Source organism: Duganella rhizosphaerae (assembly GCF_040364205.1).
Lineage (GTDB): Bacteria > Pseudomonadota > Gammaproteobacteria > Burkholderiales > Burkholderiaceae_D > Rugamonas > Rugamonas rhizosphaerae.
In genome coordinates, this window is record NZ_BPWK01000005.1 from 216401 (window position 1) to 237069 (window position 20669).

General features: G+C 64.1%; 17 protein-coding genes. 7 read left to right on the forward strand and 10 right to left on the reverse strand.

Annotated features, from left to right (window positions below):
* Nucleotides 1-39: 39 nt before the first annotated feature.
* Nucleotides 40-1638, reverse strand: a complete 1599-nt coding sequence (gene aceB, locus RUGAMON1_RS13325) for a malate synthase A (protein WP_445230960.1) — start codon at nt 1636-1638, stop codon at nt 40-42.
* A gap of 200 nt (nt 1639-1838) precedes the next feature.
* Here aceB and RUGAMON1_RS13330 point away from each other — a divergent pair, with 200 nt between their 5' ends.
* Nucleotides 1839-2750, forward strand: a complete 912-nt coding sequence (locus tag RUGAMON1_RS13330; RefSeq protein ID WP_445230961.1) for a LysR family transcriptional regulator — start codon at nt 1839-1841, stop codon at nt 2748-2750.
* A 98-nt stretch (nt 2751-2848) separates the two neighbouring features.
* Here the strand turns inward: RUGAMON1_RS13330 and RUGAMON1_RS13335 are convergent, their stop codons facing one another.
* The 6 genes from RUGAMON1_RS13335 to RUGAMON1_RS13360 all read right to left on the reverse strand — a co-directional run bounded on the left by RUGAMON1_RS13335 (nt 2849) and on the right by RUGAMON1_RS13360 (nt 7831).
* On the reverse strand, nt 2849-3052 hold the full coding sequence (locus RUGAMON1_RS13335) for a cold-shock protein (protein ID WP_020703630.1): 204 nt from the start codon (nt 3050-3052) through the stop codon (nt 2849-2851).
* A gap of 284 nt (nt 3053-3336) precedes the next feature.
* Nucleotides 3337-3693 carry an Hpt domain-containing protein gene (locus tag RUGAMON1_RS13340; RefSeq protein ID WP_445230962.1) on the reverse strand — a complete coding sequence of 119 codons (357 nt, stop codon included), beginning with the start codon at nt 3691-3693 and terminating at the stop codon, nt 3337-3339.
* Between the two features lie 5 nt (nt 3694-3698).
* The gene (gene upp / locus RUGAMON1_RS13345) at nt 3699-4349 is read right to left on the reverse strand and encodes a uracil phosphoribosyltransferase (RefSeq protein ID WP_445230963.1); all 651 of its coding nucleotides are present in this window, start codon (nt 4347-4349) and stop codon (nt 3699-3701) included.
* 38 nt (nt 4350-4387) lie between these two features.
* Nucleotides 4388-4969, reverse strand: a complete 582-nt coding sequence (locus RUGAMON1_RS13350) for a TetR/AcrR family transcriptional regulator (protein WP_116990832.1) — start codon at nt 4967-4969, stop codon at nt 4388-4390.
* Between the two features lie 28 nt (nt 4970-4997).
* Nucleotides 4998-6674, reverse strand: coding sequence for an isovaleryl-CoA dehydrogenase (locus RUGAMON1_RS13355; RefSeq protein ID WP_445230964.1), 1677 nt, complete (start codon nt 6672-6674; stop codon nt 4998-5000).
* Nucleotides 6671-7831: an acyl-CoA dehydrogenase family protein gene (locus RUGAMON1_RS13360; protein WP_445230965.1), complete on the reverse strand. Its 1161-nt coding sequence runs from the start codon at nt 7829-7831 to the stop codon at nt 6671-6673. Before RUGAMON1_RS13360 ends, RUGAMON1_RS13355 begins: the two co-directional genes overlap by 4 nt.
* Before the next feature lie 109 nt (nt 7832-7940).
* Here RUGAMON1_RS13360 and RUGAMON1_RS13365 point away from each other — a divergent pair, with 109 nt between their 5' ends.
* The 4 genes from RUGAMON1_RS13365 (at nt 7941) to RUGAMON1_RS13380 (ending at nt 13871) form a co-directional block, all read left to right on the forward strand.
* Nucleotides 7941-9143, forward strand: a complete 1203-nt coding sequence (locus tag RUGAMON1_RS13365) for an acetyl-CoA C-acetyltransferase (RefSeq protein WP_445230966.1) — start codon at nt 7941-7943, stop codon at nt 9141-9143.
* A 10-nt stretch (nt 9144-9153) separates the two neighbouring features.
* Nucleotides 9154-10446 carry an enoyl-CoA hydratase-related protein gene (locus tag RUGAMON1_RS13370; RefSeq protein WP_445230967.1) on the forward strand — a complete coding sequence of 431 codons (1293 nt, stop codon included), beginning with the start codon at nt 9154-9156 and terminating at the stop codon, nt 10444-10446.
* A gap of 258 nt (nt 10447-10704) precedes the next feature.
* Nucleotides 10705-12378: a putative bifunctional diguanylate cyclase/phosphodiesterase gene (locus tag RUGAMON1_RS13375; protein WP_445230968.1), complete on the forward strand. Its 1674-nt coding sequence runs from the start codon at nt 10705-10707 to the stop codon at nt 12376-12378.
* Nucleotides 12375-13871, forward strand: a complete 1497-nt coding sequence (locus RUGAMON1_RS13380; protein WP_445230969.1) for an HDOD domain-containing protein — start codon at nt 12375-12377, stop codon at nt 13869-13871. The genes RUGAMON1_RS13375 and RUGAMON1_RS13380 overlap by 4 nt, the downstream gene beginning before the upstream one ends.
* Here the strand turns inward: RUGAMON1_RS13380 and RUGAMON1_RS13385 are convergent.
* Nucleotides 13868-15019, reverse strand: coding sequence for an MFS transporter (locus tag RUGAMON1_RS13385; RefSeq protein ID WP_445230970.1), 1152 nt, complete (start codon nt 15017-15019; stop codon nt 13868-13870). The genes RUGAMON1_RS13380 and RUGAMON1_RS13385 overlap by 4 nt on opposite strands.
* 3 nt (nt 15020-15022) lie before the next feature.
* A complete protein-coding gene (gene aroC / locus RUGAMON1_RS13390; protein ID WP_445230971.1) occupies nt 15023-16144 on the reverse strand; it encodes a chorismate synthase in 1122 nt (373 codons plus the stop codon).
* Between the two features lie 252 nt (nt 16145-16396).
* On the opposite strand from aroC, the gene RUGAMON1_RS13395 reads away from it, so the two are divergent.
* A complete protein-coding gene (locus RUGAMON1_RS13395) occupies nt 16397-18658 on the forward strand; it encodes a putative bifunctional diguanylate cyclase/phosphodiesterase (RefSeq protein ID WP_445230972.1) in 2262 nt (753 codons plus the stop codon).
* Nucleotides 18659-18706: 48 nt separating this feature from the next.
* Here the strand turns inward: RUGAMON1_RS13395 and RUGAMON1_RS13400 are convergent, their stop codons facing one another.
* Entirely contained in the window at nt 18707-19162 is a 456-nt protein-coding gene (locus tag RUGAMON1_RS13400) for a CBS domain-containing protein (protein ID WP_445230973.1), read from the reverse strand.
* A gap of 196 nt (nt 19163-19358) precedes the next feature.
* Between RUGAMON1_RS13400 and RUGAMON1_RS13405 the strand changes: the two genes are divergently transcribed.
* Nucleotides 19359-20669, forward strand: a complete 1311-nt coding sequence (locus RUGAMON1_RS13405) for an O-acetylhomoserine aminocarboxypropyltransferase (protein ID WP_445230974.1) — start codon at nt 19359-19361, stop codon at nt 20667-20669.

Genomic DNA, 20669 nt, shown 5'->3' on the forward strand with positions numbered 1-20669 from the left:
CGGCCCTTGCGGGCCGTTGGTTTTTCTTAGATCGGTTTCTTAGATCTCTTCGTACAGTGGCAGCGTCAGGAACTCCGCGAACTCGGTCGAGGTCGACATCTCTTCGAAAATGTGACCGGCGCGCACGTAGGTCGGACCGTCGCCGCCCGGCGCATCGCGCTGCACTTTGACCAGTTCTTCCTTGATCATCGCGCGCACCATGTCGGCGGTCACTTTGCGGCCGCCTTCCAGCACGCCCTTGTCCGAACGGATCCACTGCCACACTTGCGAACGGCTGATTTCCGCCGTGGCCGCATCTTCCATCAGGTTGTGGATAGGCACGCAACCGTTACCGGCCAGCCAGCTGCCCAGGTAGTGGATGCCGACGTTGATGTTGTAGCGCAGGCCCGCTTCGGTGATCGGCGCTTCCGGCTTGAAGTCCAGCAGTTGCGCGGCGCTCACGTCGATGTCCGGACGTTGCTTGTCGATCTGGTTAGGCTTGTCGCCCAACACCTTGGTGAACTCGGTCATCGCCAGTTCCACCAGGCCCGGGTGGGCGACCCAGCCGCCGTCGTAGCCGTCGGTGGCGTCGCGCGCCTTGTCGTTGCGCACGCCGCCCATGGCGACTTCGTTTTTCTCCGGATCGTTCTTGATCGGAATCAGCGCGGCCATGCCGCCGATCGCCGGCGCGTTGCGCTTGTGGCAGGTCTTCAACAGCAGCAAGGCGTAGGCGCGCATGAACGGCGCGGTCATCGTCACCTTGGCGCGGTCGGCCAGGCAGAAATCCTTGTCCAGCTTGAACTTCTTGATGCACGAGAAGATGTAGTCCCAACGGCCGGCGTTCAGGCCCGAGCTGTGCTCGCGCAGTTCGTACAGGATCTCATCCATCTCGAAGGCGGCCAGGATGGTTTCGATCAGCACGGTGGCCTTGATCGTGCCCTGCGGCAGGCCCAGTTCGTTTTGCGTCATCACGAAGATGTCGTTCCACACGCGCGCTTCCAGGTGCGATTCCATCTTCGGCAGGTAGAAGTAAGGACCGGCGCCGCGCGCCAGCTGCTCTTTGGCGTTGTGGAACATGAACAGCGCGAAGTCGAAGATGCCGCCGGAGATGCGCTTGCCGTCGACCAGCACATGCTTCTCGTCCAGGTGCCAGCCGCGCGGGCGCACCACCAGCGTGGCGATCTTGTCGTTCAGCTTGTAGGACTTGCCGTTCTGCTCCAGCGAAATGGTGCGGCGCACGGCGTCGAACATATTGATCTGGCCGGTGATCTGGTTGTCCCAGTTCGGCGTGTTCGAATCTTCGAAGTCGGTCATGTAGCTGTCGGCGCCCGAGTTGAAGGCGTTGATGACCATCTTGCGCTCGACCGGGCCGGTGATTTCCACGCGGCGGCATTCCAGCGCCTTCGGAATCGGCGCGATCTTCCAGTCGCCGGCGCGGATGTGCGCGGTCTCGGCCAGGAAGTCGGGACGCTCGCCGGCGTCCAGGCGCTTGGCGCGCTCGACGCGCACGGCCAGCAGTTGTTGACGGCGAGCTTCGAACTCGCGGGTCAGCTTGACCACCAGCGACAGTGCCTCGGTGGTCAGGATGTTTTCGTAGCCAGGCTTGATCTCGCCCGTGATTTCCATGCCTGCCGGCAGATTGATGGTGGACTGCGTCATGAGGTCTCTCCGAAAGAAAATATTAACTACAAGATCAAATTATAAGCACTGGCCTTCTTGTTGCACGTTGATTCTTTTAGTGTGCAGACTCAGTTACGCCTTGATATGTTTTACAGTATATTCACTAATAAGTTATGCAAACGAGACTAAAAATCACATCATCTATGCGTTTTTATCACAAATGACGGGCTAGGCTTTCCATGGGTCAATTCAGACAGATTTCAACCTTCGTAGAAGTAGTGTCCAAGGGCAGCCTGTCGGCCGCCGCGCGGGCCGAGGGCATCGCGCCCGCCATGATAGGCCGCCGCCTGGACGCGCTGGAAAGCCGCCTGGGTGTGAAACTTTTGCAACGCACCACGCGCAAACTGGCGCTGACCAACGAGGGCGCGGCCTTCCTGGAGGATTGCCAGCGCATCCTGGCGGAACTGGAAGAAGCGGAAACCGCCGTCGCCGAACGTAGCGCGCACGCCACGGGGCACCTGATGATCTCGGCGCCGGCCGGTTTCGGACGCCAGCACGTGGCGCCGCTGATCCCCTCCTTCCTGGCCGAGCATCGCGACGTCAGCGTCACGCTCAACATGAGCGACCGCGTGGTCGACATCGTCGGCGAAGGCATCGACGTCGCGATCCGCATCGCCAGCCTGTCCGATTCCAACCTGGTCAGCGTCAAGCTGGCCGACAACGAACGGGTGGTGGTGGCCGCGCCCTCCTACCTCAAACGCCACGGCGAGCCGAAAACACTGGCCGACCTGGCCAAGCACAACTGCCTGGCGATCAGCAGCGAAGGCAGCCAGCGCGGCTGGACTTTCCGCGACAACGGCAAGAACGTGGTGATGAAGGTTGGCGGCAACATGGGCAGCAACGACGGCCAGGTGCTGCACGACTGGGCGCTGGCCGGCAAAGGCCTGGCGTGGCGCTCGATGTGGGAAGTCGGGAATGAGATCGAAGCGGGCAAGCTACAAACCGTGCTCAACGAGCACGCCGCGCCTGGCAACGACATTTACGCGGTGTTCGCGCAGCGCCGGCACTTGCCGCTGCGGATACGCGCCTTCGTGGATTTCCTGCGGCACACGTATGCGCAGCCGGACTACTGGCGCAAATCCTGGAAATGATGCCGTTTGGGCAGCCCGCATGAACGTGCGGGCGAAAACGCGGGCGAAAAAAAATCCTCGGATACCGAGGATTTCTTTATTTCGTTAGATTCAGCGTATTAGATTGGCTGAATGTTCGAAGCTTGCTTGCCCTTAGGACCAGCGGTCACTTCAAAAGAAACACGTTGGTTCTCTTGCAGCGACTTGAAGCCTGCGGACTGAATCGCCGAGAAGTGAGCGAACAGATCTTCGCCGCCTTCGTCAGGGGTGATAAAGCCGAAGCCCTTCGAATCATTGAACCATTTTACGATACCAGTTGCCATTACAATTCCTATTTCAGTTAAGTTGGGCTTGCGCCCGTGATATCGTTTGAGGCAAGAAAGAAATGACAGACTAACTGCACTACTCTTGAATCTAAACGATCCCGCATTATACCCATTTACGAGAGAAAAGCACGTTTTCACGAAAATAAATGCAAAGCAATTCTTTTTTTGGTAGAAAACAGCCTAAAAGATAACTTTCCATCGCTCAACGCTCGTTATTCCGGGCGTATGTAACACTCTAGACAAGTTAATAGTACGCGACTTGAGCTGGATCAAGCGCACGCTTATTCATAAGTTGTTGCTTGCGCGTCACGGGCGGCCCATTTCAGCAGCTGTTCCACCTCAGGGATCACCTCAGGCCAGCCGGTGTGCTCGGCCAAAACGCCGCGCACCATGTGTTCGATGCGCCGCGCCTGTTGCCCGAACATGGCAAAACCGAAGGTCCCGGCCGATCCGGCCACGCCGTGCAACAATTCGTGCAGCTGATGCAGCTGCGCATCCGGCGGCAGCTGCCCCCCGAAAGCCTGGCAGGCGGCGAGCGCCTGGGTGATCTGCTCCAGCGTGCCCGGCACGGTCGCGGCGAATTTCTCGCTCAACGCCGCCAGTCGGGCGCGGAAGGCTGGATCCTCGGGCATCGCCATGATGATTACTTGGTCCCGAAGATGCGGTCGCCGGCATCGCCCAAACCTGGGACGATGTAAGCGTGGTCGTTCAGGTGCGAATCCAGCGAGGCGCAGTAGATCTTCACACCAGGATGGGCTTTCTGGAACACTTCGATGCCTTCCGGCGCCGCCACCAGCGCCAGGAAGATGATCTGCTCGTCGGTCACGCCGCGTTTTTTCAGCACATCCACCGCGTGCACGGCCGAATTACCGGTCGCCACCATCGGGTCGCACAGGATGAAGGTACGTTCCACCGTGTCCGGCAGGCGCACCAGGTATTCCACCGGCTGGTGGGTTTCCGGGTCGCGGAACACGCCGATGTGGCCCACGCGGGCCGACGGCACCAGGTCCAGCAGGCCGTCGCTCATGCCGATGCCGGCGCGCAGGATAGGAACGATGGCCAGCTTGCGGCCGGCGATGACCGGTGCGTCTATGGTCATCAAAGGGGTTTCAATGGTGCGGGTGGTCAGCGGCAGATCGCGCGTGATCTCGTAACCCATCAGCAGCGTGATTTCCTTGAGCAGGTCGCGGAAGGTACGGGTCGACGTATCCTTGGCGCGCATGTGGCTCAGTTTATGTTGGATCAGCGGGTGGTCGGTGATGAACAGGTTAGGAAAGCGCGGATCTTGTTTCATTGTTTGCTCTTTTTAGTCGGTATGTACCGCCCATTATACTAGGCCTCAGGCCCCAGAAACATGGCGACCGCCTCCTCCGCTATCTGGTCCAGGTTCGATCCCTGGCCCGGCTTGTACCACAACACGCTGTAGTTGATGGCGCCCATCAGCAGCAGGCGGGCGACCGCGCTGTCGCTGCGCAGCAGGCCGGCGGCCGACAGTTCGTTCACCACGTCCTGCCACAGCTGATCGTAGCGGTCGCGCAGCACCTGCACGCGTTCGCGCAGCTCGGGCGTCAGGCGGCGCCAGTCGTACAGCAGCACCGGGATGAAGTCGTGGCCCTCACCCAGCACGATTTCCAGATGCGCGCGCACCAGCGCCTGGAACTTGGCGCGCGGCGGCAGTTCGCCTGCGGCGATCTGCTCGGCGGCCGGCAGCCCCGCCACCAGGCCCTCCTCCATCACTGCGGCGAGGATCTCCTGCTTGCTCTTGAAGTGATAGAACGGACTGCCCGAGCGCATGCCGACGGCATCGGCGATGTCGCGCGTGGTGGTGCCGTCGAAGCCGCGCTCGCGGAACAGACGCGCTGCCACGCGCACCAGATCGGCGCGGCGGTTGTCGACAGGAGCTGTATTCGTCATAACTATTTATCCAATTTATTCAACCTGTTTATTCAACCAGCGCCCGCGCCAGTATCGCGGCGCAATCGACGCCCGCCGGCAAGCGTCCGAACGCGCCGCCGGGTTCGCGCGCCAGCCGCGATGCGACAAACGCCGCCGACACATACGCCGGCGCATGCCGCAGCAGCAGGCCTGCCTGCACCGCCAGTACGACACGCTCGGCCAGCACGCGGGCGCCGAATTCGTCGGACTGCGGTTGATCGAGATCGGCCAGCAAGGCTTGCGTGTAGCGGACATAGTCGGCATCGGACTCGCCGGCCAGCGCCAGCTCGGTCGCCAACGCTGCGCGCGCGGCAGGAGTTTTGCCGAAGGCGCGCAGCAAGTCAAGGCACATGACGTTGCCGGAGCCTTCCCAGATCGAATTGACGGGCAGTTCGCGGTACAGGCGCGCCAGCGGGCCGTCCTCCACATAGCCGCTGCCGCCGATGACCTCCATCGCCTCCGCGCCAAAGGCCGGGCCGCGTTTGCAGATCCAGTATTTTCCGGCCGGCGTCAGGATGCGCGCCAGCAGCGCCTGCGCCGGATCATCACCCTGGTCGAAGCAGCGCGCCAGCCGCATGCCGAAGGCGGTCGCCGCTTCCGATTCCAGCGCCAGGTCGGCCAGCACGTTCTGCATCAGCGGCTGCTCGGACAGCGGACGGCCAAATGCCGAGCGTCCGCGCGCGTGATGCAGCGCGTGCGTCAACGCGGCGCGCATGGTGCCCGCGCTACCCAGCACGCAATCGAGGCGGGTGTGGCTGCCCATTTCCAGTATCGTCGGGATGCCGCGCCCCGGCTTGCCGATCAACCAGCCGTAGGCGCCGGTGAACTCCACTTCCGAAGAAGCATTCGAGCGGTTGCCCAGTTTGTCCTTCAGGCGCTGCACGCGGATCTGGTTGCGGCTGCCGTCCGGCAGGTAGCGCGGCAGGAAGAAGCACGACAAGCCCGCGCTGCCCGCGTCGTCGGTCTGCGCCAGGATCAGATGCGCATCGCTCTGCGGCGCCGAGAAGAACCATTTGTGGCCGACGATGCGGTACACATCCTCGCCCTCGTCGCCGAACATCGCGCGCGCCTCGGCCGGCAGCACCGGCTCGGCACGGGTGGTGTTGGAGCGCACGTCGGAACCGCCCTGCTTTTCCGTCATGCCCATGCCGATGATGGCGCCGCGCTTTTGCTCCACCGGCAGCGAGCGCGGATCGTATTGCATCGACAGGATTTTCGGCAGCCACTTGGCGGCGATCTTCGGCGCCTGCTTCAGCGCCGGCACCGATGCATACGTCATCGTCACCGGACATTGCGAGCCGTTCTCCAATTGGCCGAACAGCATGTAGCGCGCCGCCCGCGCGACCTGCGCGCCAGGGCCGCCCAGCCACGGCGACGCGTGAGCGCCGTTCTCGATCAACAGCGTCATCAAACTATGCCAGGCCGGATGGAACTCCACCTCGTCCACGCGCTTGCCGCCGCGGTCGAAGTTGTGCAGCTTGGGCGAGTGCAGATTGGCCAGACGCGCCAGATCGAGCACCTCGGCCCGGCCCAGCTGCGCACCCAGTGCGTGCAGCGATTCGGCAGCTTCGGCGCCGCCCTCGCGCAGCAAGGCCTCCTGCAAGGCCGGATCGGCCGCATACAGGTTGATGTTTTCAAGCGGCGCAACCGTGTTGCGCACTTCATGCGTGTCGAATGGATTCATTTCTTCTCCTTCTTGGGCAGGATGCCCATCTGCTTGGCGATGATGCCCAACATGACTTCATCGGCGCCGCCAGCGATCGACATCAGCCGGCCGTCGCGGAACATGCGCGCCACGCGGTTCTCCCAGCTGTAGCCCATGCCGCCCCAGAACTGCATGCACGCATCGGGCACCACGCGCAGCAGGCGCCCGGCCTTCAGCTTGCACATCGAGGCCAGCTCCGTCACATCCTGCCCGCTAATATATAGCTGCCCGGCGCGATAGGTCAGCGCGCGCAGGCTCTCCACTTCCGTCTTCAATTCCGCCAGCTTGAAATGGACATGCTGGTTGTCCAGCAGCCGGCCGCCGTAAATCGCCCGTTCGCGCGCCCATTCCACCGTCAGGTCGATGCAGTTGGCCAGCGCCTGCACCGCGTTGGCGGCGGCCCACAGCCGCTCCTCCTGGAACTGCAACATCTGGTAGACGAAGCCCTGCCCCTCCTCGCCGATGGCATGACGCTGCGGCACCCGCACCTCGTCGAAGTAAATCAGGCCGGTGTCGGAGGCGTTCATGCCGATCTTGCGGATCTTCTTGCCGACCGAGACGCCCGGCGTATCCATCGGCACCATCACCAGCGTCTTGTTCTTGTGCGCCGGGCCGTCGGAGGTGTTGACCAGCACGCACATCCAGTCGGCCTGCAAGCTGTTGGTGATCCACATCTTGCTGCCGTTGATGATGTAGTCGCCGCCGTCCTTGCGGGCGTGGGTCTTGATAGCCGCCACGTCCGATCCCGCATGCGCTTCCGACACGCCGACGCAGCCCACCATCTCGCCGCTGATGGCCGGCGCCAGGAATTCGCGGCACAAGGCATCCGAACCGAAACGCGCCAGGGCCGGCGTGCACATGTCAGTCTGCACGCCGATCGCCATCGGGATGGCGCCGCAATCGACGTGGCCCAAGGTCTCGGCCATGGCCATCGAATACGAATAATCGAGGCCCAGGCCGCCATACTCGACCGGCTTGGTCAAACCCAGCAAACCGAGCTCGCCCATTTTCCGGAACAGGGCGTGGGCCGGAAATATGCCGGCTTCCTCCCACTCATCCACATGCGGATTGATTTCGCTCTCGATGAAGCGCTTCAGTGTGCGTTGTAATTCCTGATGTTCGTGGCTGTCAAACATGGTCTGTCCCCTTATTATCAGGTCAGACTAGCGCAAATACCGACGCGAAGCAAGCAGTTGCTTTGTTGTCGTTTGCACTCTATGATGTTCGTCCAGATAAGGAGATTCCATGACCGAAGCCTATGTGTACGAGGCCATCCGCACCCCGCGCGGCAAGGGCAAGAAAGACGGCAGTTTGCACAGCGTGAAGCCGATCACGCTGCTGTCCGGCCTGATGCGCGAGCTGCAATCGCGCCACAAACTCGACACCGCGCTGATCGACGACGTCGTGCTCGGCTGCGTCACGCCGGTCGGCGACCAGGGCGCCGACATCGCCAAGATCGCCGCGCTGGCGGCCGGCTGGGACTGGAAAGTGGCGGGCGTACAACTGAACCGTTTCTGCGCCTCGGGCCTGGAAGCGGTCAACCTGGCGGCGCAGAAAGTGCGCTCCGGCTGGGAAGATCTGGTGGTGGCCGGCGGCGTCGAGTCGATGTCGCGCGTGGCCATGGGCTCGGACGGCGGCGCCTGGGCGCTCGACCCGGAAACCAGCCTCAACACAGACTTCCTGCCGCAAGGCATAGGCGCCGACCTGATTGCCATGCTGGACGGCTACAGCCGCGAACAGGTCGACGCCTACGCCATGCGCTCGCAGCAAAAGGCGGCGGCCGCCCGCGCCGCCGGCCGCTTCCGCTCGGTGGTGCCGGTGCTGGACCAGAACGGCGTGCTGATCCTGGCCGAAGACGAATTCATCAAGCCCAACACCACCATCGAAACGCTGAGCGGGCTCAAGCCCTCCTTCGAAGCGGCCGGCCGGATGGGCTTCGACAGCGTGGCCCTGCGCAAATATCCGCAACTGGCGCGGGTCGACCATATTCATACGGCCGGCAACTCGTCCGGCATCGTCGACGGCGCCGCGCTGGCGCTGATCGGCAGCAAGGCCGCCGGCAACCGGCTCGGCCTGAAGCCGCGCGCGCGCGTGCTGGCCACCGCCGTCACCGGTACCGATCCGACCATCATGCTGACCGGCCCCGCCCCGGCCGCCCGCAAGGCGCTGCTGAAGGCCGGGCTGGACATCGCCGACATCGACCTGTTCGAAGTCAACGAAGCCTTCGCCTCGGTGGTCATGCGCTTCATGACCGAGCTGGGCGTGCCGGAAGAAAAGGTCAACGTCAACGGCGGCGCCATCGCGCTCGGCCACCCGCTGGGCGCGACCGGCTGCATGCTGCTCGGCACCCTGCTGGACGAACTGGAAGCCCGCGAACTCAAGCGCGGCCTGATTACCTTGTGCGTCGGCGGTGGCATGGGCATCGCCACCATCATCGAACGCGTGTGAACGGAACGACATGATCATGATCACCACCCATCAAAACGGCGACGCCGTCACCGTCATGCTGGCCGCGCGCGCCATCAATCCGCTGAGCCGGCTGTTCCAGCGCGAGCTGGCGGCCCTGATCGACAAGCTGGAAGCCAAGCGCAACGAGCTGCACGGCGTCATCGTCGGCTTCCACGCCGACGCCGGCGACTCCGACCACGAAGTGGAGCACCTGATGTCGCTGACAACGGCCCAGGCCGGCGATTGCATGCATATGCTGGGCGCCTACAACGCGTTGCTGCGGCGGCTGGAATGCCTGGGCATCCCGGTGATCGCCACGCTGAGCGGCGCCGTCAGCGGCCATGCGCTGGGCGTGGCGCTGGCCTGCCATCACCGCATCGGCCTGGAAGACGCCACCTTCAGCCTGCCGCAGGTGCATCTGGGCGTGGCGCCGGTGGCCGGCGAAATCGCCCGCAGCGTGCGCCTGGCCGGCTTGCAGGCCGCCATGCCGCTGCTGCTGGAAGGCGCGACCTTGACGGCCGACCAGGCGCTGCGCGCCGGCCTGCTGCACGCCGTGGCCGCCGATGAAGAGGAAGTCGCCGAGCTGGTGCACGGCGTCATGGCGGCCGACGCCCCGGCCGTGCAGCCGTGGGACGTCAAGGGCTTTCGCCTGCCGGGCGGCGCGCTCGCCTCCGCGCCGGTGCAGACCCTGCTGCAAGTGGCGCCCGCCATGCTGCGCGAGCGCACCGGCGGCCATGCGCCCGCGCCGGAAGCCATCCTGTGCGCCATGGTGGAAGGCCTGCAGGTGGACTTCGACAGCGCACTGCTGATCGAAAGCCGATATTTCTGCCAGACGGCGATCAGCCCCGTGGCCCGCAACCTGATGCGCCTGAGCCAGATCCGCGCCGACCTGTCATCCAAAGCGGCGCTGGAATTGGCCGCCGCGCTGCACCGGCGCTACGCCGACGAGGTACAAGCGCTGCGGTCCGAATCGGTGCCGGAAGCGCTGCTGCGCAACGCCGTGCGCGCCGCCGGCCTGCCGCCACCGCCCGACGCTGGCGCCATCGCAGTCCGCACCGATGACGCGGCGCCCACGCCGGCACCCGGCCTGGCCGACATCCGCGACCGCCTGTTGTATGCGCTGTCCCTCACCGCACAGGATCAAGTAGAACGGGGCGCCGTCGGCAGCGACGAGGCCGACCTGATTTCCGTGCGCCTGCTCGGATTCCCGGCCCACACCGGCGGCGCCGTCCACTTTGTCCAGCATGTCGGCCCGCAGCACTATGCAAAACGCATTGCCGAGCTCGGCACGCGCTTCGCCTGAACCGCCCCGCACGGCTGCCCGAAACAGCCGTGTTTTCCCCTCTGCCGAGCCGATTTTTTAGCCCAACTCAATAGAAAACTGTAAAAGTCACCCGGATGTTGTCATTTTTCATGTAATTCCACTCTCATCAGTGATACATTGCGTTCTGGTTTTGCAAGATTCGCGCAGCCACGTTACATGTATAAAATGAAAGATTAGATCCTCGCGATGTTTTCCAGTATCCCAGCCCCATCCCCGCGTCATGAATTGGATAACCTCATGGAAGAGGCGGGCGATATTGTTTTCCGCCTGAATCAGCTGGGGCAGATACTGTTTGCCAGCAAACGCGCGGTCTCCCTGATCGCCAGTCAGGCACCGCTGGCCGGCGACACGCTGCCGCGCCTGATGTCGCTGGACGACCAGGCGCCGATGGCCACCCTGCTGGCCGAAGTGGGCGCATCGGGCCAGTCCCGCCTGCTGGAAGCGCGCATCAAGACGCCGGACGCCGAGATCTGGCACGAGCTGCGGGTGTCCTGCTACGCCAACCAGCATGGCGCCAGCGAGCTGCTGGTGGTCGGCCGCGACATGACGGTGCAGCACGCCACCGAAGAGCGGCTGCGCCACATGGCCACCCACGACGCCCTGACCGAACTGCCCAACCGCCTGCTGCTGTCGGACCGCATGCGCATGGTGATCGCCAACGCGCGCCGCTCCGGACAAGGCTTCTCGGTCGCCACCATCGGCCTGGACGGTTTCAAGAAAGTCAACGACGGCCTCGGCCATCCGATCGGCGACGCCGTGCTGCGCACCGCCGCCGCCCGCCTGCGCAAGACCCTGCGCGACAGCGACACCCTGGCCCGCGTCGGCGGCGACGAGTTTGTCGCCGTGCTGCCCGGCACCGCCACCGAGGCGCAGATCAAGCTGGTCACCGGCCGCCTGATCGCCACCTTGCAGTCGCCGTTTGAAATCGACAACCACACGATCTATGTCGGCGCCTCGGTCGGCGTGGCGGTCTATCCGCAGCACGCCGAGGACGAGGTGCGGCTGGTCGCGCTGGCCGACGCCGCCATGTCGCGCGCCAAGGAAACCGGCAAGGCCCGTTGCGTGGTCTACAGCCAGTCCCAGTCCGGCCCGCCGGAGCACGATATTTCGCTGGAAGCGGCAATGTTCCAGGCGGTGCGCGAGGGCGAGTTCCTGCTGTACTACCAGCCCATCGTCGACGCCCGCACGCGCGAGATCCAGGGCTTCGAAACGCTGATGCGCTGGAAGCATCCGACCCTGGGCATGGTGCCGCCGGCGCGCTTCATCCCGATCGCCGAAACCAACGGGCTCATCAACTTGCTGGGCGCCTGGGCCTTGAAGGCCGCCTGCGTGCAGCTGAAACAGTTCGAAGAGGTGGCCAAGCGCAGCCTGTACATCTCTGTTAATATCAGCCCGCGGCAATTCCGCAACGATAAATTTCTCGACGTGCTGGACGATGCGATCGCCTTCTCCGGCCTACTTGGTGAGCAATTGGTTTTAGAAATCACAGAAGGCACTTTGATGATCGACCCGGTGCATGCCGAGTCCATCCTGTCCAAGATGGCGGAGCGCAACGCCCGCATCGCGATTGACGATTTCGGCACCGGCTATTCTTCGCTGGCCTACCTGAAGCGCTTCCCCATTTCCGTGCTGAAGATCGACCGCACCTTCATCCGCGACCTGCCCGGCTCGCAAAAGGACGGCGCCATCTGCAACGCCGTGCTCGACCTGGCCAAGCACCTCGACTTGTCGGTGGTGGCCGAGGGTGTGGAAACCGAAGGCCAGATGGAATACCTGGAACATCGCGGCTGCCAGTACATCCAGGGCTACCTGACCGGCAAGCCGATGGCCGCCAACGTGGCCATGGCCGCGCTCAAGGAAAGCATCCACGTCAAAGTGGTGCCAGCCGAACTGCGCCAGGTGGCGCAATGACGGCGCGCTTCACCGCCAGCACCCCGCTGGGCGACGCCACGCTGGCGACGCTGTGGGACTGCACCCGCCGCCGCGGCGACATGCCCGGCTTCGCCAAGGCCATCACCGCCATCCTGGGCGCGATGCGCGGCGAGGACGACCAGGAATTCAACATGACCCGCACCGTGCTGTCCGACCCGGTGCTGACGCAGAAGGTGCTGCGGCTGGCCAACAGCGGCATGTATTCGGCCTTCGGCCAGCACGTCAACACCGTCTCCAAGGCGGTGCTGGTGCTGGGCACGGAGGCCATCGGCCACCTGGCGCTGGGCCTGAAGCTGATCGAGGAACTGGCCGCCGGTTCGCCCGACGCCACCGTCGCCCACATCGAAATGGAAAAGGCCGTGCTGGCCGGGATCGTGGCGCAGCAGATCGCCTACACGGCCGAAAGCCGCCACGGCGAGGAAGCCGTGGTGTGCTCGATGCTGCACACGCTGGGCCGCATGATGATGACCTTCTACATGCCGGAACGCTGGCACGAATTGCAGCACGCGGCCGACCAGGCAGGCCGTCACATCGACGACGTCGCGCCTGAAATGCTGGGCCTGGCGATGGAAGAAATCGGCCACGCCGCCGCCCTGCACTGGGGCCTGCCCGGCACGCTGGTGAACGGCATGCGCAAGGTCGCGCCGCCGGCGCCGGGCGCCGAAGTGAGCACCTCCGACTGGATCGCCGGCCTGTCGACGATGTCGGCGCTGTGCGCGGAATCGCTGTGGCACGACGATCCGGACGGCGCGGCCGTGGTCAAGCAACTGACCGAGGCTTATTCCTCCATGCTGGGCGTGGAGCCGGACAACCTGATGCACGCCATCGAGCAGGCCAAGGTGGTGGCGGCGGCCGACCTGACCATCGCGCCGCTGTCGCGCCCCGCCGAACGCCGCGCCAAGGCGCTGGCCAAGACGCGCCAGCGCGCCGCCGGCAACAAGATCCTGCTCAGCGGCCTGGCCGACATGCGCGACATGCTGGAGACGGCCAACCCCGGCCAGATGGTGCAGATCGCGCTGGAAACCGTGTACAAAGGCCTGGACTTCTCGCGCGCGGTGGCGTTTGTGCGCAACCGCAAGGACAACCAGTACACCGCCAAGATCAGCTTCGGCGAAGGCAGCAAGGAGCTGCTGCCGGCGCTGACCTTCGACGACGCCTACGAACCGAACGTGTTCCACGCGGCCCTGAACAGCGACCGCGTGATCTTCATCGAAAACGCCCGCGACGCCAAGTTCGCCGCCAAGCTGCCGTTGTGGTGGAAGAGTTCCTTGTCCGAAGCGCGCAGCTTCGTGATCCTGCCGCTGTCGGCGAACGGCCAGCCGGCCGGCTTCCTGTACGGCGACTGGGACGATTCCTTCCCGCCGATCCAGCTGAGCCAGACCGAGTTCTCGCTGTTGAACGACATGCGCGCGCTGGTGGTCAAGGCGGTGGAACGCCGCCACAAGCAGGAAGCCGTCTCCACCCGCAATTAATAGCTGTCGCGCTGCTGCCAGCGGTAGGACAGCACGGCAGCCAGCGCGGAGCCCAGCACCAGCACCGCCGCCACGTAGTACACCGACTGCGGCCCCGCCCTCTCCCACCACTGCGCCAGGAACAAGCCGCCCAGCGAGCCGCCGACGCCATACGAAATGCTCATGTACAGCGCCTGGCCGCGCGCCTGCAAGGGGCCGGAGAACCAGCGCTGCAAAGTCATCACGCACGACGAGTGATGCAGCGCGAACGTGGCCGCATGCAGCACCTGCGCCACGATCAGCAACCACAGCACCTGCGGGCCGAAACCGATCATCAGGAAGCGCACCAGCGCCGCCGCCAGCGTCACGTACATCATCACCTTGGCGCCCCAGCGCTTGAACAGCGGCGCCTGGAAGTAAAACAGCAGCACCTCGGCCAGCACGCCCAGCGACCACATGGCGCCGATCACGGTCTTGCTGTAGCCGGCGCGTTCAAGGTAGAGCGAATAGAAGGTGTACAGCGACGTGTGGGCCGCCACCATCAGCGCGGTCGAGGCGAAGAAGGCGATCACCTCGCGCCGGCGCAGCAGCGACATCAACGGCGGCGGCGCCACCTTGTGCACGCGGCGCGGCACGTCCTGCAGGCGGAACGCGGCGCCGATGGTCAGCACCAGCAGCGCGGCGGCCACCCACGGCAGCGCGACGATGCCGTAGTGTTCCAGCGCGTACGAGGCCAGCGTGACCGAGACGATGAAGCCGATCGAACCCCACATACGGATGCGGCCATAGAAGGTCAGGTCGCCGCGCATCTCGGACAGCATCAGCGCTTCGCAGATCGGCGCCTGGCCGCTGGTAAACAGGTTCAGCACGATCATCGCCAGCATGAAGTGGGAGAAGGTGCTGCCGAAGAAGAAGCCGGAGAATCCCACCAGCGCGGCAAAGCCGGCCATGCGCAGCACCAGCACGCGGCGGTCGTAATGATCGGCGACGTAGCCCCAGACGTTGGGGCCGACGATGCGCAGCACCTGGGTCATCGACATCAGCACGCCGATCTGCGCCACCGTCATGCCTTTATCGGCAAAGAACAGCGTGGCGTAGGTGGTCCAGGTTCCCGCGTGCGCGTAGTAGCAAAACAGGAATAAGGCGAAGCTGAAGGCTTGTACCGGCACCGCTTAACGCGAGGTGGTGGGCGTCGCGGGCGGCGCGATGTTCGGCGTCGTCACATGGACGTCGCCGCACTGCGCGCGGTGCATCAGCGCGTGGTCCATCAGCACCAGCGCCAGCATGGCCTCGGCGATCGGCGTGGCGCGGATGCCGACGCACGGATCGTGGCGACCGAAGGTCTCGACCATCACCCGATTGCCGTCCTTGTCGATCGACTGGCGCGGCGTGCGGATCGACGAGGTCGGCTTGATGGCAATCGACACCGTGATGTCCTGGCCGGTCGAAATGCCGCCCAACACGCCGCCGGCGTTGTTGCCGATGAAGCCGGTCGGCGTCAGCGAGTCGCCGTGCACGGAACCCTTCTGCGCCACCGACTTGAAGCCGGCGCCGATTTCCACGCCCTTGACGGCGTTAATGCCCATCATCGCGTAGGCGATGTCGGCGTCGAGCTTGTCGTAGATGGGCTGGCCCAGGCCCACCGGAATGTTCTGGGCGATGACGTCGATGCGCGCGCCGATCGAATCGCCGGCCTTGCGCAGCTCGTCCATCGCCTCTTCCATGCGGGCGATCAGGTCGGCGTCGCCGCTGGCCGCGAAGAACGGGTTGTCGTGCACGTGGATCCAGTCCTGGAACGGCACTTCGATCTCGCCGAGCTGGCTCATGCAACCTTTGAAGACGGTGCCGTATTGCTGGTTCAGCCATTTCTTGGCGATGGCAGCGGCGCCGACCACCGGCGCCGTCAGACGCGCCGACGAGCGGCCGCCGCCGCGCGGATCGCGGACGCCGTATTTGTGCCAGTACGTGTAATCTGCATGGCCGGGGCGGAAACTCTCGGCAATATTGCCGTAGTCCTTGCTGCGCTGGTCCTCGTTGCGGATCAGCAGCGCGATCGGCGTGCCAGTGGTGACACCCAGGTACACGCCCGACAGGATTTCCACCGTGTCCGGCTCCTTGCGCTGCGTCACGTGGCGCGACGTGCCCGGCTTGCGGCGGTCCAGTTCCGGCTGGATATCCGCTTCCGACAAAGGCAGTCCCGGTGGGCAGCCATCGATCACACAACCAATCGCGGGACCGTGCGACTCACCAAAGGTAGTAACTGAAAACAATTTGCCAAATGTATTGCCGGACATAGGAAGAGAATCTTTGGAAAAAGGTGGAAAGTACCCAATTCTACCAGTCGGCGGCGATTGCCGTCGTGTCGGCATAATAATTTCCAAAGCACAAGTTTCCATTGGTAAAATATCATTCTTTCGTTGAAAGCATGGCAAACTTGCACACCAGTATGCAACGTTCTGTGTAAACCGCGGGAAATCCGCATTCTTTTTAACAATTCGCTATATACTTGAACTCAAGAACACCGAGAAATCCTGGAGAAGCTACACATGCCCCCACCGATCACACCCCTTGAGCAATCCAAGGACGATCAAGACGATCTGGTATTCTTAGAAGAGCATCCGACGGCGCCCGCGGTACCGGGCGCCCGCAACGTTTGGCGGGTCATGATCATCGACGACGATGAAGACGTGCATTCGACCACCACCTTTGCGCTCGGTAACCTCGACATGCAGCAGCGCCCGCTCGAATTCGTGCATGCGTATTCAGCTGGGCAGGCGCGCGAACTGTTAAAACACGAAGCCGAAATCGCCGTGATCCTGCTCGATGTGGTGATGGAGCAGGACGACGCCGGCCTGCACCTGGTGCGCTACATCCGCGAAACGCTGAACCTGGCCGACGTGCGCATCATCCTGCGCACCGGGCAGCCCGGCTATGCGCCGGAGATCGACGCCATCCGCGATTTCGACATCAACGACTACAAGACCAAGTCCGAGCTGACCCGCATCAAGTTGTTCACCACGGTGACGGCGGCGATCCGCTCCTATGAACAAATCCGCAAGATCAACGACAGCCGCCGTGGCCTGAACCAGATCGTCCACGCCAGCACCCAGCTGATGTCGCTGCACGGCGTGCAGAACTTCGCCTCCGGCGTGCTGGCGCAGATCGCCGACCTGCTCGGCCAGGACGGCAACGGCGTGCTGTGCGTGCAGGAATGCCCGGAAGACGGCTGCCACAAGCTGATGGTGATGGCCACCATCGGCAACTACCGCCACCTCGACAACGCCACCCTGTGCGACCAGGACCACAAGCCGGTGTACGACGCCATGGAGCTGACCCTGGGCCAGCGCCGCAACATCTACGGCCCGGACTTCATCACGCTGTACTTCGCCGGCAAAGCCAGCCGCGACTTCGTCGCCTACCTCGACGTCGGCCGCGCGCCGACCGAGATCGACGAGCGCCTGCTGGAAGTGTTCTGCTCCAACGTGGCCGTCGGCCTGGACAACGTGGAACTGGTCACGCACCTGCACAACGCCGCCTTCTACGACCAGCTGTCCAAGCTGCCCAACCGCACCCGCCTGGTCGAGATCCTGGACGCCACGCTGGCCGGCCCCGCGCGCGACGAGGCCACGCTGTCGCTGGTTGATCTGGATCACTTTGCCGAGACCAACGACGCGCTGGGCCACCAGTTCGGCGACATGCTGCTGGTGGCCGTCGCCGGCCGTCTGCAAACCCAGCTGGGCGACCAGCTGACGGTGGCGCGCATCGGCGGCGATATCTTCTGCGTGCTGGGCGACTCCTCGCAAGTGAACCCGGCCAATATCCTGGCGCTGTTTGCCCACCCGTTCAGCATCGACGGCCAGGACGTGCAGCTGTCGGCCACCCTGGGCCTGGTGCGCCTGGGCGAGCACGAAGGCAGCGGCGCCGACGCCCTCAAGGACGCCGACATCGCGCTCAAGCGCGCCAAGTCGCAGCAGCGCGCCGGCCACTTCTATTTCTCGCGCTCGATGGGCGTGGAGATCCGCGAACGGGTGCGCATGATGCATGCGCTGCGCACCGCCTTCGGCCAGAACCAGTTGTTCGTGGTGTACCAGCCGCAGATCGACCTGGCCACGCGCCGGCCGGTGGGCGCCGAGGCGCTGCTGCGCTGGCAAACGCCGGACGGCAAGTTCATCTCGCCCGACCGTTTCATCCCGATCGCCGAGTATTCCGGCCTGATCATCGACCTGGGCGAATGGGTGATGCGCACCGCCTGCCGCGAGCTGGTGGACCTGCGCAAGGCCGGGCATACGAACTTCATGATGTCGATTAACGTCTCGCAGGTGCAGTTCCGCCATCCGCACTTCCTGGAAATGCTGCGCAAGGCGCTGGAAGACACCGGCGCCCCGCCGGAGTTCGTGGAACTGGAGATCACCGAGTCGATGGCGATGGAAGAGCCGGACCTGCTGATCAAGATGCTGGGCCAGATCAAGCAGACCGGTGTCAGCATCGCGATCGACGATTTCGGCACCGGTTTCTCGTCGCTGTCCTACCTGCAGCGGCTGCAGATCGACCGTCTGAAGATCGACCGCGCCTTCGTCACCGAGATCACCGGCTCCGCGCGCGGCAGCAGCATCGCCGAGATGGTGATCCAGCTGGGCCGCAACCTGGGCCTGGCCGTGATCGCGGAAGGCGTGGAAGACGAGCGCCAGGCGCAGATACTGCAAGCGCTGGGCTGTCCGCTGGCGCAGGGCTTCCTGTTCGCACGGCCGATGACGGCGACAGCGCTCAACGGTTGGCTCAGCAACGACGCGCTGGAAGGCGCGGCCTAATAAAAAACGCCATCCTCGGATGGCGTCTTCATTTGTACGGAGCCCGGATTAATCGGCTTGGTCCGCCGTCTCGGCCGGCCAGTCGCGGATATACGCTTTCAGCATCTTGTTCTCGAAGCTCTGCGCTTCCAGCACCGCGCGGGCGACGTCGTAGAACGAAATCACGCCGAGGATGGTTTTGGCGTTCATCACCGGCAGATAGCGCGCGTGCTTTTCCAGCATGATGCGGCGCACCTCATTGACCTCGGTATCCGGGGTCACGGTGATCGGGTGGTCGTCCATATGCTTGCGCACCGAGCCCGCGCCGACCGTGCCGGCGTTTTCGTGCAGCGCGCGCAGCACTTCGCGGAAGGTCAGCATGCCGGCCAACTCGCCGAATTCCATGACCACGAGCGAGCCGATGTCTTTTTCCGCCATCGTATTAGCGGCGTCCGCCAACGGCTGGTCAGGCGAAATAGTGTAGAGAATGCTGCCTTTAACCTGAAGAATTTCGGAGACTTTCATTTTGGGCCGTCCTGTCCGCTGATATAGGCTGTGTGAATGGGGGTTCTAATTATTGTAGCCTTATAGCGAATGTAGCGTATGCCCGGCAAAAAATCCAGCGCTCTGGATAAGCAAATCGCAACATTTTTACAGTGCTGTTGCCAAGTTGCGATTCAGGGTAGGATGCCGGGCATTCCTATCACTCCAACGAGACCTTATGAGCGGACCCAAATATCCCGGCTTTGACACCCTCGCGCTGCACGCCGGCGCGGCGCCCGACCCCGCCACCGGCGCACGCGCCACGCCGGTCTACTTCACCTCATCCTTTGCCTTCAAGGACTCCGACCACGCCGCCTCGCTGTTCAACATGGAACGCGCCGGCCACGTCTACTCCCGCATCTCGAACCCGACCAACGCGGTGCTGGAGGAACGCATCGCCGCGCTGGAAGGCGGCGTGGCCGGCATCGCCACCGCCAGCGGCCAGGCCGCGATGCACCTCGGCCTGGCCACCATCGCCGGCGCCGGCTCGCACATCGTCGCCTCGCGCGCGCTGTACGGCGGCTCGCACAATATGCTGGCCTACACGCTCAAGCGCTTCGGCATCGACACCACCTTCGTCGACCCGCGCGACCTCGACGCCTGGCGCGCCGCGATCCGGCCCAACACCAAGGTGCTGTTCGCGGAAACGCTGGGCAATCCCGGTCTGGACGTACTCGATATCGAAGCCGTCGCCGCCATCGCGCACGAGCAGCACCTGCCGCTGATGATGGACTCCACCTTCACCACGCCCTACCTGCTCAAGCCCTTCGAGCACGGCGCCGACCTGGTGTTCCACTCGGCGACCAAGTTCCTGTGCGGGCATGGCACCGCCATCGGCGGCCTGCTGGTGGACGGCGGCACCTTCGACTGGCAAGCGGCCTATGAAAAAACCGGCCGTTTCGCCGAACTGTGCGAGCCGTACGACGGCTTCCACGGCATGGTGTTCACCGAAGAGTCCACGGTGGCGGCGTTCGCGCTGCGCGCCCGCCGCGAAGGCCTGCGCGACTTCGGCGCCGTCATGAGCCCGCACAACGCCTTCGCCGTGCTGCAAGGCGTGGAGACGCTGGGCCTGCGCATGGACCGGCACGTGGCCAACACCCGCAAGGTGGTCGAGTTCCTGCTGTCGAATCCCGCCGTGGAGTCGGTGTCCTACCCCGAGCTGCCGTCGCACCCGGACTACGAGCTGGCCAAGCGCCTGCTGCCCAAAGGCTGCGGCGCCGTGTTCTCCTTCAACCTGAAGGGCGATCGCGCCGCCGGCCGCCGTTTCGTCGACAGCCTGAAAGTGTTCTCGCACCTGGCCAACGTCGGCGACGCCAAATCGCTGGCGATCCATCCCGCCTCCACCACCCACTTCCGCGTGCCGGCCGACCAGTTGGCGGCATCCGGTATCACCGAAGGCACGATGCGGCTGTCGGTGGGATTGGAGGACGTGGACGATTTGATCGAAGACCTGGCGCGCGGCCTGAAGCTGTCGCAGAAAGGAGCATGA